Origin of the sequence: Nocardia sp. No.11 (genome assembly GCF_038752175.1) — a bacterium.
Taxonomy (GTDB): Bacteria; Actinomycetota; Actinomycetes; order Mycobacteriales; family Mycobacteriaceae; genus Nocardia; species Nocardia canadensis.
In genome coordinates, this window is the sequence record NZ_JBCGFB010000139.1 from 1 (window position 1) to 15,001 (window position 15,001).

Consider the following 15,001-nt stretch of genomic DNA (forward strand, 5'->3'; position numbering starts at 1 on the left):
CCGGTCTGCGGGCGCTGCTGGCGCTCCCGCCGCGTGACGTCGCGATCTTCTTCGCCGCCTTCTTCGCGCTGCCCGACACGCTGCAACGGTCGTACCTGTCCGGTGACGACCTGGGCGGCACCCTGGCGGCGATGCGCGCGTTGTTCGCCGCGCTACCTCCGCGCCTGCGCCGCACCCTGGTGATCTCGGTGGCCGGAATCGGGTGAGATCCGGCCCGATCGCGACCGCCCGACGTGCCGGGTGCTGGTGCGCCGAGCACGACGAGCGGTGCTCGCGCGGCGCGGTGTAGCGGACCGGTCGCTGACCCGGATCCGGTGGGTGTGCGCGGGGTCGGCCCGAGGCCCGGCGGCGGCGCCACGAAGTTGCTACCATCGCCGAGCGAACGCGCCCACCCGCCAACAGGATCGGGCCGACGAGGCGGATGGCCGGGAGTTCCCCCAGCCCCGCGCGTCGATGTGCGTGCCGCCCAGTTGCGTGACTAGTTAGGGGAATATCGGTGTTCGAATTCACCAAGCGGCGCAGCCGCTGGGTGCTCGGCGTGTTCGCGGTGCTCGCGGTGGTGCTCGGCGCACTCGGCGCCACGCTGTTCGAGCGGGTGGAGGGCGGCGGATACACCGACCCGGGCAGCGAATCCAGCAGAGCGCTCGAGGTGCTGCGCGAGGAGTTCGGGCAGTCACCGCCGAACCTGCTGCTGCTGGTACAGACGGAGTCCTCGGTCGAGGACCCCGAATCCACTGCCGCGGCAACGGCGCTGGTCGCCAACCTGCAGGAACGCGAGGGCGTCACCGACGTCGCCTCCTACTGGACCACCCACCAGCCCGCGCTGCGCAGTGTCGACGGCAAGCAGGGCCTCATCGTGGCCAGTGTGCTCGGCAGCGAACGCGAGATCGACGAACGCGTCGCCGCGATCGCCGACGAGCTCAGCGGCACCCACGGGACGCTGCAGGTGCGGGCGGGCGGCTTCGCCATGCTGATGCACGAGACCGTCGAGCAGGGCAAGCGCGACATCGCCAAGGGCGAGGCGATTGCCTTCCCGCTCACACTGCTCGCGTTGCTGTTCGTCTTCGGCGGGCTGGTCGCGGCGAGTCTGCCGCTGCTGGTCGCGTTCGTGACCGTGCTGACGACCATGGGCGCGCTGTGGATGCTCACCCTGTTCACGCCGCTCTCGGTGAGCGCGACCAACGTGGCCACCCTGCTCGGCCTCGGTCTGGCCATCGACTACAGCCTGCTGATCGTCAACCGCTATCGCGACGAACTGTCCGAGGGCCGCACCCCGGCCGGCGCGGTGGCGACCACCCTGCGCACCGCGGGCCGCACGGTCGCGTTCTCGGCGCTGACGGTCGCCGTCGCGCTCGCCGGTCTGCTGTTCTTCCCGCTGCTGGCGATCCGGTCGATGGGATACGCGGGCATCCTCGTCGCGGCGCTGGCCGCGACGGTCTCGCTGACCGTGCTGCCCGCGACCCTGCTGCTGCTCGGGACCCGCATCGACAAGGGCCAGCTCGGCTGGTGGTTCCTGCGGGCGCCGCGGCCGGCTCCGGGCGAGGGCGCCTGGCACAAGCTGGCCACCGCGGTGATGCGCAAGCCGATCCCGATCGGCCTGGCCGTGACCGCGCTGCTACTGATCCTGGGCGCGCCGTTCCTGGGCGTGCAGCTGGGCTTCCCCGACGAGCGCAGCCTGCCCGCGTCGATGCCCTCGCGCCAGGTCACCGAGATCGTGCACGCCGACTTCGGCGAGAGCGACCAGAACCCCCTGGTCGCCGTGCTGCCCGAGAGCGCCTACAGCGCGGCGGGAGTGGACGCCATCGCCCGCCGGATGTCGGATCTGACGCACGTGCGCCGGGTCGACACCGCGACCGGCAGCTACGCCCAGGGCGGTCTGCTCACCGGTCCCACCGCGGCCAACGCCCGGTTCCGGGCGGATCGGGCCGTCTACCTGTCCATCGTGCCCGCCACCACCGACAGCGCCGCGCTGTCGGACCTGGTCGGGCAGGTGCGCGCGGTCGAGACGCCGAGCGAGCTGCTGGTCGGCGGCGTACCCGCGGCCAACGTCGACTCCATCACCGCCATCGAGGACGCCCTGCCCTGGGCGCTCGGTTTCGTGGTGATCGTGATGCTGCTCGTGCTGTTCGCGCTCACCGGCAGCGTGGTGCTGCCCGTGCTCGCGGTGGTGCTGAGCGCGCTGAGCCTGACCGCGACCTTCGGCGCGCTGGTGTGGATCTTCCAGGACGGGCACCTGTCCGGGCTGCTCGGCTTCACCGTCACCGGCGATCTGTCCGCCACCGTGCCGGTGATGCTGTTCGCCGCCGCGTTCGGTCTCGCGATGGACTACCAGGTCTTCCTGCTCTCGCGCATCCGCGAGGAGTACGACCGCACCGGCAAGAACGACACCGCCGTCGCGCTCGGCCTGGAGCGGATCGGCCGCATCGTCACCGCCGCCGCGATCCTGATCTCGGTGGTGTTCCTGGGCTTCCTGGCCTCCGACATCACCTTCATGAAGGCCTTCGGCATCGGCCTGCCGCTGGCGGTCATCGTCGACGCCACCCTGGTGCGCGGCTTCCTGCTGCCCGCCGCGATGAAGGTGCTCGGCGACGCCAACTGGTACGCACCGGAATTCCTGCGCCGCCTGCACGATCGGTGGGGCCTGGACGAGGGCGGCGCCGGCCGGTCGCTGAATCACGATGTCCCCGTGCGTGATCCGCTGGGTGTCACCACCGGCAGGCCGGTGGCCGAGACCGAGACCCTGGTCAACGACCCGCTGGCGCGCGCGCAGGCGGCCCGCGCCGAGGAGGGCTTGGCCGCCGCCGGACGGGAGTCCGCGGACTGACCCCGACGTCGTAGTTCCGCTGGGCGGCATCGGTTTCGCGTGGGAAACCGATGCCGCCCTTCGCGTCGGTCAGATGCCGCCGGTGGCGAGCAGGCCGCCGTCGACCCGGACGCAGTCGCCGGTGATCCAGGCGGCTTCGTCGGAGACCAGGAACGCGATNATGCCGCCGGTGGCGAGCAGGCCGCCGTCGACCCGGACGCAGTCGCCGGTGATCCAGGCGGCTTCGTCGGAGACCAGGAACGCGATCAGCTTGGCGACGTCCTCGGGGACGCCGAGGCGCTTCAAGGGGTAGACGCTCGCGGCGCGGTCCTCGTCGGCCGAGTACAGGGCGTCGGCGAACTTGGTCTTCACCACGCCCGGCGCCACCGCGTTGACGCGGATGTTCGGGCCCAGCTGCCAGGCCAGTTCCTCGGTGAGCCGGATCAGCGCCGCCTTGGAGGCGCCGTAGGCGGAGATCACGCCCGAGGACCGGATGCCGGCCACGCTGGCCACGTTGACGATCGCGCCGCCGTGCTCGGCCATCCACGCCCGGTAGGCCTGCTGGATGTAGCCCAGCGAGGCCACCACGTTCACGTCGAAGATCTTGCCGACCGCGCCCAGGTCGGCGTCCATCAGCGCGCCGTACACCGGGTTGATGCCGGTGTTGTTGACCAGGATGTCGAGCGAACCGAACTCCGCGACCGCGCGGGCCACCGCCTCGGCGCGCGCCTCGGCGTCGCCCGCGTTGCCCGCCAGCGCGCTCACCTGCCCCGGGTGTCCGAGAGCGCGCAGCTCGGTGGCCGCGGCCTCGAGCGGTTCGGGTTTGCGCGCGGTGATCAGCACGTTGGCCCCGCGACGCAGGAGTTCGGCGGCGGTGGCCAGGCCGATGCCGCGGCTCGCTCCGGTGACGAGGGCGGTCCTGCCCAGTAGATCGGTAGTCATGCGACGAGAGTAACCACGCTCACACCGGGCGGCGCCGGTTCGGTCGCCGAGTCCGCGGACGGTAAAATGAGTGGTTCTTGCCGACATCGACGGTGCACGATGGGTCGAATCGGCGCTCACCATTCTTTTTCGACACGAGGAGAAGCCCTGTGATCACGGCGACCGACCTGGAGGTCCGGGCCGGAGTCCGCACCCTGCTCTCGGCCCCCGGGCCGGCGCTGCGGGTGCAGTCCGGCGACCGGATCGGACTGGTCGGACGCAACGGCGCGGGCAAGACCACCACCTTGCGCATCCTCGCGGGTGAGGGTGAGCCCTACGCCGGAAAGATCACGCGCTCCACCGAGATCGGCTACCTGCCGCAGGACCCCAAGGAAGGCGATCTCGATGTGATCGCCCGCGACCGGGTGCTGTCCGCGCGCGGCCTGGACACCCTGATCCGGGACATGGAGAAGCAGCAGGCGCTGATGGCCGAGGTGGCCGACGAAAAGGAACGCGAGAAGGCGATCCGCAAGTACGGCCGCCTCGAGGACCAGTTCTCCTCGCTCGGCGGCTACGTCGCCGAAAGCGAAGCCGCCCGCATCTGCAACAGCCTCGGCCTGCCCGACCGGGTCCTGGGCCAGCAGCTGCGCACGCTCTCCGGCGGTCAGCGCCGCCGCATCGAGCTCGCGCGCATCCTGTTCTCCGCCTCCGACGGCTCGGGCGGGCGCTCGGACCGCATCCTGCTGCTCGACGAGCCGACCAACCACCTCGACGCCGACTCGATCACCTGGCTGCGCGGGTTCCTGCAGAACCACGACGGCGGCCTCATCGTGATCAGCCACGATGTCGAACTGCTCGAGGCCGTGGTCAACAAGGTGTGGTTCCTCGACGCGGTGCGCGGCGAGCCCGATGTCTACAACATGGGCTGGAAGAAGTACCTCGACGCCCGCGCCACCGACGAACAGCGCCGCGTCCGCGAGCGCGCCAACGCCGAGAAGAAGGCGAGCGCACTGCGTCAGCAGGCCGCCAAGCTCGGCGCCAAGGCCACCAAAGCCGCTGCGGCACACCAGATGGTGCGCCGGGCCGAGCGCTTGATGGCCGAGCTCGACGACGTGCGCGTGGCCGACAAGGTCGCCCGCATCCGCTTCCCCGAGCCCGCGCCGTGCAGCAAGACGCCGCTGATGGTGAACAACCTGACCAAGCTCTACGGGTCGCTGGAGATCTTCACCGGCGTCAACTTCGCCGTCGACAAGGGCAGCCGCGTCGTGGTGCTCGGCCTCAACGGCGCGGGCAAGACGACCATGCTCAAGTTGCTCGCCGGTGTCGAGACGCCGACCTCGGGCGGCATCGAACAGGGCCGCGGCCTCAAGGTCGGCTACTTCGCCCAGGAGCACGACACCCTCGACGATCAGGCGACGGTGTGGGAGAACATCCGGCACGCCTCCCCGGACGCGGGCGAGCAGGAGCTGCGCAGCCTGCTCGGCGCCTTCATGTTCACCGGTCCGCAGCTCGAGCAGCCCGCGGGCACCCTGTCCGGTGGTGAGAAGACCCGGCTGGCGCTGGCCGGGCTGGTGTCCTCGGCGGCCAATGTGCTGCTGCTGGACGAGCCGACCAACAACCTCGACCCGATCTCGCGCGAGCAGGTGCTCGAGGCGCTGCGCACCTACGCGGGCGCCGTCGTCCTGGTGACGCACGACCCGGGCGCCGCCGAGGCGCTGAACCCGGAACGCGTCATCCTGCTGCCGGACGGCACCGAGGACCACTGGTCGAAGGAATACGCCGAGCTGATCGACCTCGCCTGAGCCGTCAGGGGCCGGAGGCGGTAGCGCAGCGTCACCACGGAGGTCCCCGGCTCTGGCGCTGTTCTATACCGCCTGAGCCGTCAGGGGCCCGTGACGGCGGTGTGTCGCGCGTGAAACGCTGTGTCGGGAGGGAACTCGCGGCACTCGCGTGAGTTTCATCACTGTTTTCGTTGATCACCGACTCCGGAGTGTCTAGCCTGGAATCAGCTGCTCGGCGACTCGGAGGAAGCCATGAGCGACAGTGCGAGACAGGCCGCTAGGTCGGCCAAGGGCAAGACGACGATCGGCAAGGCCGCGCTGGGAAAGGGCACCCGGGTCACGGGCAAGTCCCGCGACCGGTTGCAGTCCCAGCTCAAGAAGCAGTACGAGGCGGGCGCGAGCATCCGCTCGCTGGCCAGGGCCACCGGCCGCTCGTACGGCTTCATCCACAATGTGCTGGTCGAGTCGCACGTCGAGTTGCGCGGCCGTGGCGGCGCCAACCGGCGCAAGAATCCGGCCGACTGAGGCGCGCTCACCAGCCGGGGACCGCACCGTCCCCGTGCACGAGCAGGTTCGCCAGGCTGGTGAACAGCGGCAGGCCCGTCTTGATCTCGAGATAGGCGAACTGCCCCTGTGGGTTGACCTCGAGGAAGTAGTACTCGCCGTCGTTGCCCAGTCGCAGGTCGACGACGCCGAAGCTCAGCCCGAGGGCCCCCATCAGGGTGGCCAGCGACTTGCTGACCGAGGCGGGCAGCCGGTCGCGGGCGAAGCCGACCGAGGTGTCCAGCCGGGAATCGACCCGGCCGACGCCGGCCTGGGAATCGATGCGTACCGACCACTCGATGCCGTCGACCCAGACCACCCGCAGATCGCAGCTGGCCTCGACGTAGTCCTGGAACGTGGTCGGGGTCGACCGGATCGAGCCGAGCCTGCTCAGCTCCGGCCGGGTAATGATCCTGGTCTCGGAGAATTCGCCGCGCCCGGTGCCCGTGCGCTTGTATACCACTGGGCCGGAACGGGATTCGACGAAACTGCGGGCTTCGTCCGGATCGTTGGTGATCAGTGTCTCCGGGATGGCGAACCCGGCCCGCTGTGCCGTCTCGAGCTGCACGATCTTGCGGCTGGCGGTGCGCTCGGCGGCCGGATCGTTGATCCAGTACGCCGGGATCGACCACAGCATGCCCTGGAGGAACCCGTCGCATTCGGCCTGGCGGAACTCGTCGTCGGCGGCGCGCACGCCGTGCGGTACCAGACACGGGTGCGGCCTGCGCCACCAGACCGCGCGCACGTCGTCGAGACCGTGGATGTGGGCCAGCGCGCGATTGGTGCCTGCCTTGTCCAGCCGGAAACTGCCTGTCTCCCTGGGGAAGTCGCGCAGATCCAGCCGAATCGGGTCGAGCCCGTGGTGTTCTCGTAACGTGGCGGCCAGCGCATCGGCGTGCAGGTCGTCGGTTTCGGAGACGATGAGCACCGCGTCGGTCGCGCGTTCCATGACCGTGGGCCGTTCAGTCGAGGCTGTCGCAGTTGATGCCGTCGCGGAAGGTGAACGTGGCGCCGGTGACTCCGCCGCGCTCCGCGATCCGCAGCTTGGCCGCCCAGGCGCGGGTGGCCTGGGCCAGCAGGTCGTCACCGAGTGCCTCGGAGGGCTCGGGCGCCAGGGTGATCGGCCGGTCGACCAGTTCCACCCGCATCCGGCGGGTGAAATCGGCGGTCGCGCCGGGCCGGATGTCGACGCGCACCTGCCGTTCCCCCGCGGTGGCGCGGTCTTCGGTGAGCCGCACGACGTCACGCCGGTCGAAGGTCCACGTACCACCGTCGACCCGCACCGAGATGTCGCGCTCGGACTCGGCCACCAGCAATCCGCGCAAGGCGGGGCCCCGATCTCGGGACGACGCGGTAGCGGGGAGGTGGATGGCGTCGGTCATGGGCACTCACTCCGATCTTCTCGTCTGCTCGCGATTTGCCAGAACCCCCGAAGGTGCTACGGATCATAACGCGCGAGCGGGCGTCACCGAGTCGGTTCGCAAGATTTGCGGGGCCTCGGGCAAACCGCCGAGCGGCGCGTGATCGCCTAGCGGGGAGAGAATTTCGGACAACTCGACCAGGGATCACACCGTCGCACCGGCAATCGATCAGCTAACGATGTCGGGTACGCCGACGGCCCGCATCGCCGCGAGATTGCTGAACGATACGGGCCGTGTCGGCTCGGGTTCAGAGGCCGAGGAGCTCCGGGCGTTCGGCCAGAGCGCGAAAGTGCTCGCCGGGGTTGGGGACCAGCTTGCGCTCGGTCAGGTCCATCGCGCCGGCCACCACGGTGATCTCCGCGGACACCGTGCCGTCGAGCTTGATGATCTGGTGGTGGAAGCGGAAGACTTTGCCGCCGTCCCATTCGCAGGTGGCCGTCACGGTCACCTCGTCGCCGCCGCGCAGTTCGCGCCGGTACTTGATCGTCGATTCGAGGACGACCGCGCCGATCCCGCCGGCGAGGAACTTGTCCTGCGGGATCCCCGCCGCCCGCATCAGCTCCCAGCGGGCGTGCTCGCCGTACTGGTGGTAGACGGCGTGGTTGAGGTGGCCCTGGGTGTCGAGCTCGTAGCCGCGGACGAGGACCGGTACGGAGAACGTCATACGGCGTATAACCAGGGGTTTCGCCGCTATTGTTCCCGGGATGCCTGCAATCTGCGCCACAGACTGCTCGGTTCGGTATCGCGGGTCAGCGGCGGTGGGCGTTGCGCTCGGCCCACCAGGCGGGCGCGTCGACGAAGTGGTTGTCGAATTCCTCTTGGGCGGCGACGAATTCGTCGTGCGTCGCCTCGCCGCGGATCAGGCGGTCGAGCAGACGGAAGTACTCGAAGCGCTGCACGCCGGGCATCAGGGCGATGAGGATGCGCGCGCCGCTGTCGGGGGTGGCGCCGAAGGCGTGCGGCATGTGGCGGGGGACCACCAGGGAGCCGCCCGCGCCGACGGTGTGGATGTGGTCGCCCGCCATGACCTGGAGTTCGCCGTCGGCGACGTAGAACAGCTCGTCGGAGCGGGTGTGGAAGTGCGGCGCCGCGCCGTCGGCGCCCTGCGCCATGGTGACCTCCAGCGTGCTGACGGTGCCGTCGCTGGCGTCGGCGTCGGTGAGCAGGCGCATCCGCACGGACTCGGTGCCGAGGGTCTCCGCGTCCTCGGGTAGGCAGAGGGCGATATCGCGGGCGTTCGTCATGGCTTTTCCGTTCGCTGGTTGATAATTCGCTACCGAACTATATCGCAGCGAATAGAATTGCGTCCATGGATGATCCGGATGCCGTCGATGCCATCGCCGCCCAGTGGCGGCGCGAACGCCCCGACCTCGACCTGGTGGCGATGGCCGTCTTCGGCAGGCTCGGCAGGCTGATGACCGTCGCCACGGCCCGCATCGAGGCCGTGTTCACCGCGCATGGATTGCAGCGTGGTGAGTTCGATGTGCTTGCGGCACTGCGCCGTTCGGGGGCGCCGTACGAACTCAACCCCTCGGTGCTCGCCGACACGCTGATGCTCTCGCGCGCCGGGATGACCGGGCGGATCGACCGGCTGGAGACGGCCGGACTGGTCCGCCGGATCGCCGATCAGGGCGATCGCCGGGCGGTGCGCGTCGCACTCACCGGCGCGGGGCGCGAACTCGTCGACGTCGTCGTCGGCGCGCACATCGAGAACGAGACGCGCATGCTGTCGGTGCTCGATCCCGCCGATCGCGTGGCGCTGGACCGGATCGCGCGCATCATGCTGCGCAGCCTCGAAGGCTAGCCGATCCCGCAACGCGCAACCATCGTCATCGGAGATCCCGCGCACCGCAATCGGTGAGTCGGCAGTGGGTGCACCGACGAAAGAACCGCCGCGGTGTTCCGGAAAACATTGCGGCGGTTCGGGTTCCGGAGCTCAGTCGCGACGGCGGACGGAGGCTTCGACGAGATCGAGGACGGCGGAGAGATTGTCGTCGGTGTGGCCGGAGGCGATCCGGGCGATCAAGCCGTCCAGCACCAGGTCCAGATAGCCGAGCAGGACGTCGGTGGGGACGTCGTCGCGCAGCGCGCCCGCGGCCTTGCGGCGTTCCAGGCGGGCCAGGGTGGCCGCGGTGAGTTCGGCGGAGCGCTGGGTCCAGCTTGCGCGGAATTCCGGGTCGGTGCGCACCCGGCGCGCGATCTCGAGGCGGGTGCCCAGCCAGTTGAATTCCTCGGGGCGGGCGAGCATGTCCCGCATGACCTGCACGATGCCCTGGTTGGCCGCGACCTCGGCCATGCGCTCGGCGTCGTCCTTGGCCAGGGCGAAGAACAGCGCGTCCTTGTCGCGGAAATGGTGGAAGATGGCGCCGCGCGAGAGGCCGATGGCCTCCTCCAGACGGCGCACCGTGGCGCCGTCGTAGCCGTATTCGGCGAAGCAGCGCCGTGCGCCGTCGAGGATCTGGCTGCGGCGGGCGGCGAGGTGGTCGTCGCTGACCTTGGGCATGAGTCCTCCGACTGACGATACACCGACCCCCGCCCCGGAGTGCGGAGCGGGGGTCGATGATGAATTGGCTTGTGGCCGAGCAATGGTGGATGAGGTCCGAGCAGGAACCCACCCCGTCGGGAGCGAGCCCGACGAGCGATGTCCGGGGCCGCCCCGCCGCCGGGCACTCGAAGCGCATGCGCCGCAGGCGCGAGTCTCGAGTGTCCGGCGGCGGGGTCACGAGGCCCCGGACCCCGCCGCGAAGCGGCGCATGATCTCAGCCGCGGATCATGTTGCGCAGGACGTACTGCAGGATGCCGCCGTTGCGGTAGTAGTCGGCCTCACCGGGGGTGTCGATGCGCACGACCGCGTCGAACGTGGTGACCTTGCCGTCTTCCGCGGTGGCGGTGACCTTGACGGTCTTCGGGGTGACACCCTCGTTGAGGGCGGTGATGCCCTCGATGTCGAAGGTCTCGGTGCCGGTCAGGCCCAACGACGCGGCCGACTGGCCGGCCGGGAACTGCAGCGGCACAACGCCCATGCCGATCAGGTTGGAGCGGTGGATGCGCTCGAACGACTCGGTGATGACGGCCTTGACGCCCAGCAGGCTGGTGCCCTTGGCGGCCCAGTCACGCGAGGAGCCCGAACCGTATTCCTTGCCACCGAGCACGACCAGCGGGATGCCCGCGGCCTGGTAGTTCTGCGAGGCGTCGTAGATGAACGCCTGCGGGCCGCCCTCCTGGGTGAAGTCGCGGGTGTAGCCACCCGAGACGTCGTCGAGCAGCTGGTTGCGCAGCCGGATGTTGGCGAAGGTGCCGCGGATCATCACCTCGTGGTTACCACGACGCGAGCCCAGCGAGTTGTAGTCCTTGCGGGCCACACCGTTGGCGTCGAGGTACTGCGCGGCGGGGGTGCCGGGCTTGATCGGGCCGGCCGGGGAGATGTGGTCGGTGGTGACCGAGTCGCCCAGCAGCGCCAGGACGCGGGCGCCCTTGATGTCGGTGACGGGGCTCGGGTCCATCGACATGCCGTCGAAGTACGGCGCCTTGCGGACGTAGGTCGACTTCTCGTCCCACGCGAAGGTGTCGCCCTCCGGGGTGGCCAGGCCCTGCCAGCGGGCGTCGCCGTCGAAGACGGTGGCGTAGGAGTTGCGGAACATGTCCTGGCTGATCGACGCCTTGATGGTGTCGTCGATCTCCTGGGCCGAGGGCCAGATGTCCTTCAGGAAGACGTCGTTGCCGTCGGCGTCCTGGCCGAGGGCGTCGGTCTCGAAGTCGAAGTCCATGGTGCCCGCGAGCGCGTAGGCGATGACCAGCGGCGGGGAGGCCAGGTAGTTCATCTTCACGTCGGGGGAGATACGACCCTCGAAGTTGCGGTTACCCGACAGCACGGCGGTGACCGAGAGGTCGTTGTCGTTGATCGCGGCCGAGATCTCCTCGGGCAGCGGGCCGGTGTTACCGATGCAGGTGGTGCAGCCGTAGCCACCGACGTAGAAGCCGAGCTTCTCGAGGTAGGGCCACAGACCGGCCTTCTCGTAGTAGTCGGAGACGACCTGCGAGCCCGGCGCCATGTTGGTCTTCACCCACGGCTTGGTCGACAGGCCCTTCTCCACCGCGTTACGGGCGAGCAGGGCGGCGCCCAGCATGACCGACGGGTTGGAGGTGTTGGTGCAGGAGGTGATACCCGCGACCACGACGGCGCCGTGATCGAGGACGAAGTCACCGCGCTCGGCCGAGCGCACCTCGACCGGCTTGGACGGACGGCCGTTGGCGCCCTTGGCGGCCGAGTGGGCCGGGGTGTAGGTGTCGTCGGCGGCGTTGGCGGACACGGCGACCGAATCCGACGCGGGGAAGGACTCCTCGCCCGCCTCGTCCAGCGCGGACAGCTCGCCCTGGCCGACGTAGTTGACGATGTCGGAGCGGAAGGCCGCCTTGGACTCGCTGAGCAGGATGCGGTCCTGCGGGCGCTTCGGGCCGGCGATGGACGGCACCACGGTGCTCAGGTCCAGCTCCAGGTACTCCGAGTACGCGGGCTCGTTGTCGGCGTCGTGCCACATGCCCTGTTCCTTGGCGTACGCCTCGACGAGCGCGAGCTGCTCGTCGGTGCGGCCGGTCAGGCGCAGGTAGTTGATGGTCTCCTCGTCGATCGGGAAGATCGCCGCGGTGGAGCCGAACTCGGGGCTCATGTTGCCCAGGGTGGCGCGGTTGGCCAGCGGCACCTCGGACACGCCGGCGCCATAGAACTCGACGAACTTGCCGACGACGCCGTGCTTGCGCAGCATGTCGGTGACGGTCAGCACCACGTCGGTGGCGGTGACGCCCGGCTTGATCTCACCGGTCAGCTTGAAGCCGACGACGCGCGGGATCAGCATGGAGACCGGCTGGCCCAGCATCGCGGCCTCGGCCTCGATGCCACCCACGCCCCAGCCCAGCACGCCCAAGCCGTTGACCATGGTGGTGTGCGAGTCGGTGCCCACACAGGTGTCGGGGTAGGCCTGGCCGTTGCGGACCATGACGGTGGGGGCCAGGTACTCGATGTTGACCTGGTGGACGATGCCCATGCCCGGGGGGACGACCTTGAAGTCGTCGAAGGCGCCCTGGCCCCAGCGCAGGAACTGGTAGCGCTCGCCGTTGCGCTCGTACTCGAGCTCGACGTTGCGCTCCAGCGCGTCGGCGCGACCGAAGACGTCCAGGATCACCGAGTGGTCGATGACCATGTCGGCGGGGGAGAGCGGGTTCACCTTGCTCGGGTCGCCGCCGAGAGTGGTGACGGCCTCACGCATGGTGGCGAGGTCGACGATGCAGGGCACGCCGGTGAAGTCCTGCATGATCACGCGCGCGGGGGTGAACTGGATCTCGACGCTCGGCTGCGCCGAGGGGTCCCAGTTCGCGATCGCGCGGATGTGATCGGCGGTGATGTTGGCGCCGTCCTCGGTGCGCAGCAGGTTCTCCGCCAGCACCTTCAGGGCGTAGGGCAGCTTCTCGGTGCCGGGAACAGCCGAGAGACGGAAGATCTCGTAGGAGTTGCTTCCGACCTCGAGCGTGCCCTTGGCGCCGAAGGTATCAATCTTCGTCACGTCAGCTCCACTCATCTGTGAGGGTGTGCCGCCGGCGGGGCTGTGCCGGCGACTCGCGTCTTCGGAGGGGGTTCGGCGCCGTGAGCGCCGGATTCCTCGCCGTACGAGCCTAACAGTACGCTTGTCCTATGAAATACGCGGGGGCGGTTCGGCGAGCCGTGTGAGCGTGTCCGCGCGCACCGTCGGCTACTGTGCCAGTCGAGCGAGTCGGGGAATGACGCGTTGACGCTCACCCTGCAGTGTTGGATGCCCGTCGCAACGCAGGCGATCGAGGCTCGACAGACCGGATGGAAGATGACCGTCTTGCACACCTTTGCGCCGATGGCCGCCGAACTGCCGCCGAACACCGTGCTGAGCAGTGTCCGGTCCGATCTCGCCGACAATCATGTCGCCGCTCCCAAAGGCGTGAACCAGGAGAAGCTGGCGGCGATCGTCGCCGAGGCGCGATCCGAGGGGATCCCGCTGAGCGTCGTCGTCGTTCCCGGCAACCCCGGCCACGACTCGAGCCTACGTGACCTGGCCACCGAGGTGGGCAAAAGTACGCAGGGCACCGTCGCGGTCTTCAGCGACGACTGGATCGGCACCTACAGCGACGGCATCAGCCGCGTCCGGCTGGAGTGGGCCGAGGACGGCGCCAAATACAAGGGCAACCATCCCGAGGAGGCCGTGCAGGCCTTCGTCACCCGGCTCGAGGAGCCCGAAGGTGTGTCCTGGGGGGTGATCACGGCTGTGCTGCTGGTGCTCACCGCGCTCGTGATCGCCGGTCTGTATCTCGTCAAGGTCCGTCGCGGACCCGAGGGCGAGGAGCGGGAGCGGGTCGCTGTGGCGCACCGCGATGCGGGATCCCCCGAGTAACAAGTCTCCCTTTCGTCACATTTCCAGACCTCTGGTCTGTTTTTCGCGTGCAAACCTGTCGCTCGTAAGGCTAATTCCGGGCAATCGGCAAATTACACCCCTGTCATCCTGTGGCAGATGTTTCCTTTGTGAACTATGTGTCGTACGGTTGCGGTGATCGCGATCGTGAAAGCAGTGGTACAGGGGGCATTGGTCGACTTGTGTGGTCGATGGGTGGGCTGATGCACCGGTGGCGTATGTCGAGTCGAGTCACTCGGAGGTGCCGTGCGCGGTGCGGGCAGGCAGGACGAACCAGGGCTATTACGGGTAGCGGCAGGATTGCTGATGGCGCTGGCCGTTCTCGCGAGTGCGGGACCGGTCGCGGCGGTGCCACCGCCGCCCCCCAATCCCTCCGACGGCGAGATCGCGGGCGCGGGCGCGCAGGTCGACGCGCGGGTCGGCGAGATCGGTGTGCTGATCAACCGCGTCGCCGCGGCCGATCAGCAGCTGCGAGCCCTCGACGACGTGCTCGCCGCCAAACGCGAGGCGGTCAACCAGGCGCTGGTCGATCTGCAGACCGCCCGTGACGCCGCCGACGCGGCCGCGGCCGCGGTCACCGATTCCCAGGCGCTGCTGGCCGACGCGGGCGCCAAAGTCGGTGTGGCCCGCCAGGAATTCGATCAGCTCGCGACCCAGGCCTATGTGCGGCCGGTGAACAGTTCGGTCGTCACCTACCTGGCCTCCTCGACCCCTGATGCCGCGATGGATCGCGCGCAGGTGCTGAGCATGGTGTCGAAGAACCAGCGCCAGGTGCTCGACGACCTGCGCCGCACCCAGATCGCGCAGGCCAACCAGAACGCCGCGGCCCGTCAGGCCAAGGCCGACGCCGACAGTGCCGCCGACGCCGCCGAGCAGAAGAAGAACGCCGCCCAGAACGCGGTGGCCGTGGCCAAGTCCGAGTACGACAGCCAGACCGTGACCCGCGACAACCTCCAGCGCGATCGCGCCGCGGCGCAGTCCGCCCTCGACGTCGCCCGCCAGACGGTGGCGGGCCTGCAGAGCCAGCGCGAGGTGTTCCTGGCCTGGGACGATCAGCGCCAGGCCGAGGTCACCGCGCTGCTCGCCGCCGCCAACGCCGCC

Annotated in this window: 12 protein-coding genes and 2 pseudogenes; 7 read left to right on the forward strand and 7 right to left on the reverse strand. The window is 69.3% G+C overall.

Annotated features, from left to right (window positions below; genetic code table 11):
- Positions 1–206: pseudogene (locus V8688_RS27575) on the forward strand (lycopene cyclase); the annotation flags it as partial.
- 290 nt (positions 207–496) lie between these two features.
- Positions 497–2,824 carry an MMPL family transporter gene (locus V8688_RS27580; protein ID WP_218718215.1) on the forward strand — a complete coding sequence of 776 codons (2,328 nt, stop codon included), beginning with the start codon at positions 497–499 and terminating at the stop codon, positions 2,822–2,824.
- A gap of 69 nt (positions 2,825–2,893) precedes the next feature.
- Here V8688_RS27580 and V8688_RS27585 read toward each other — a convergent pair whose 3' ends face one another.
- Positions 2,894–3,745 (reverse strand): SDR family oxidoreductase, encoded by an 852-nt coding sequence (locus V8688_RS27585; protein ID WP_342802021.1) that lies wholly within the window; start codon positions 3,743–3,745, stop codon positions 2,894–2,896.
- A 149-nt stretch (positions 3,746–3,894) separates the two neighbouring features.
- Here V8688_RS27585 and V8688_RS27590 point away from each other — a divergent pair, with 149 nt between their 5' ends.
- Positions 3,895–5,526 (forward strand): ABC-F family ATP-binding cassette domain-containing protein, encoded by a 1,632-nt coding sequence (locus V8688_RS27590; RefSeq protein WP_218718213.1) that lies wholly within the window; start codon positions 3,895–3,897, stop codon positions 5,524–5,526.
- 231 nt (positions 5,527–5,757) lie between these two features.
- Entirely contained in the window at positions 5,758–6,030 is a 273-nt protein-coding gene (locus V8688_RS27595; protein ID WP_019047730.1) for a helix-turn-helix domain-containing protein, read from the forward strand.
- Positions 6,031–6,037: 7 nt separating this feature from the next.
- Here V8688_RS27595 and V8688_RS27600 read toward each other — a convergent pair whose 3' ends face one another.
- From V8688_RS27600 to V8688_RS27615, 4 genes are all read right to left on the reverse strand, one after another.
- Positions 6,038–6,997, reverse strand: a complete 960-nt coding sequence (locus tag V8688_RS27600; RefSeq protein ID WP_316575280.1) for a hypothetical protein — start codon at positions 6,995–6,997, stop codon at positions 6,038–6,040.
- A 13-nt stretch (positions 6,998–7,010) separates the two neighbouring features.
- Positions 7,011–7,430, reverse strand: a complete 420-nt coding sequence (locus V8688_RS27605; RefSeq protein WP_218718211.1) for a hypothetical protein — start codon at positions 7,428–7,430, stop codon at positions 7,011–7,013.
- Between the two features lie 286 nt (positions 7,431–7,716).
- Positions 7,717–8,133 (reverse strand): acyl-CoA thioesterase, encoded by a 417-nt coding sequence (locus V8688_RS27610; RefSeq protein ID WP_218718210.1) that lies wholly within the window; start codon positions 8,131–8,133, stop codon positions 7,717–7,719.
- A gap of 85 nt (positions 8,134–8,218) precedes the next feature.
- The gene (locus V8688_RS27615; protein ID WP_218718269.1) at positions 8,219–8,641 is read right to left on the reverse strand and encodes a cupin domain-containing protein; all 423 of its coding nucleotides are present in this window, start codon (positions 8,639–8,641) and stop codon (positions 8,219–8,221) included.
- Positions 8,642–8,778: 137 nt separating this feature from the next.
- Here V8688_RS27615 and V8688_RS27620 point away from each other — a divergent pair, with 137 nt between their 5' ends.
- Positions 8,779–9,273, forward strand: coding sequence for a MarR family transcriptional regulator (locus V8688_RS27620; protein WP_342802022.1), 495 nt, complete (start codon positions 8,779–8,781; stop codon positions 9,271–9,273).
- Positions 9,274–9,405: 132 nt separating this feature from the next.
- Here V8688_RS27620 and V8688_RS27625 read toward each other — a convergent pair whose 3' ends face one another.
- A complete protein-coding gene (locus V8688_RS27625; protein ID WP_316575279.1) occupies positions 9,406–9,972 on the reverse strand; it encodes a helix-turn-helix domain-containing protein in 567 nt (188 codons plus the stop codon).
- Positions 9,973–10,228: 256 nt separating this feature from the next.
- The gene (gene acnA / locus V8688_RS27630) at positions 10,229–13,027 is read right to left on the reverse strand and encodes an aconitate hydratase AcnA (protein ID WP_316575278.1); all 2,799 of its coding nucleotides are present in this window, start codon (positions 13,025–13,027) and stop codon (positions 10,229–10,231) included.
- Positions 13,028–13,321: 294 nt separating this feature from the next.
- Between acnA and V8688_RS27635 the strand changes: the two genes are divergently transcribed.
- The gene (locus V8688_RS27635; protein ID WP_342802023.1) at positions 13,322–13,882 is read left to right on the forward strand and encodes a DUF6676 family protein; all 561 of its coding nucleotides are present in this window, start codon (positions 13,322–13,324) and stop codon (positions 13,880–13,882) included.
- Between the two features lie 324 nt (positions 13,883–14,206).
- Positions 14,207–15,001 (forward strand): annotated as a pseudogene (locus V8688_RS27640) (NlpC/P60 family protein); the annotation flags it as partial.

Excerpts from the sequence above, each read along its gene's own strand:
- V8688_RS27615 (WP_218718269.1), bottom strand. The coding sequence starts at position 8,641 with ATGCGCCTGCTCACCGACGCCGACGCCAGCGACGGCACCGTCAGCACG.
- V8688_RS27605 (WP_218718211.1), bottom strand. The coding sequence starts at position 7,430 with ATGACCGACGCCATCCACCTCCCCGCTACCGCGTCGTCCCGAGATCGG.
- V8688_RS27595 (WP_019047730.1), top strand. The coding sequence starts at position 5,758 with ATGAGCGACAGTGCGAGACAGGCCGCTAGGTCGGCCAAGGGCAAGACG.
- V8688_RS27610 (WP_218718210.1), bottom strand. The coding sequence starts at position 8,133 with ATGACGTTCTCCGTACCGGTCCTCGTCCGCGGCTACGAGCTCGACACC.
- V8688_RS27620 (WP_342802022.1), top strand. The coding sequence starts at position 8,779 with ATGGATGATCCGGATGCCGTCGATGCCATCGCCGCCCAGTGGCGGCGC.
- V8688_RS27625 (WP_316575279.1), bottom strand. The coding sequence starts at position 9,972 with ATGCCCAAGGTCAGCGACGACCACCTCGCCGCCCGCCGCAGCCAGATC.
- V8688_RS27635 (WP_342802023.1), top strand. The coding sequence starts at position 13,322 with ATGACCGTCTTGCACACCTTTGCGCCGATGGCCGCCGAACTGCCGCCG.
- V8688_RS27600 (WP_316575280.1), bottom strand. The coding sequence starts at position 6,997 with ATGGAACGCGCGACCGACGCGGTGCTCATCGTCTCCGAAACCGACGAC.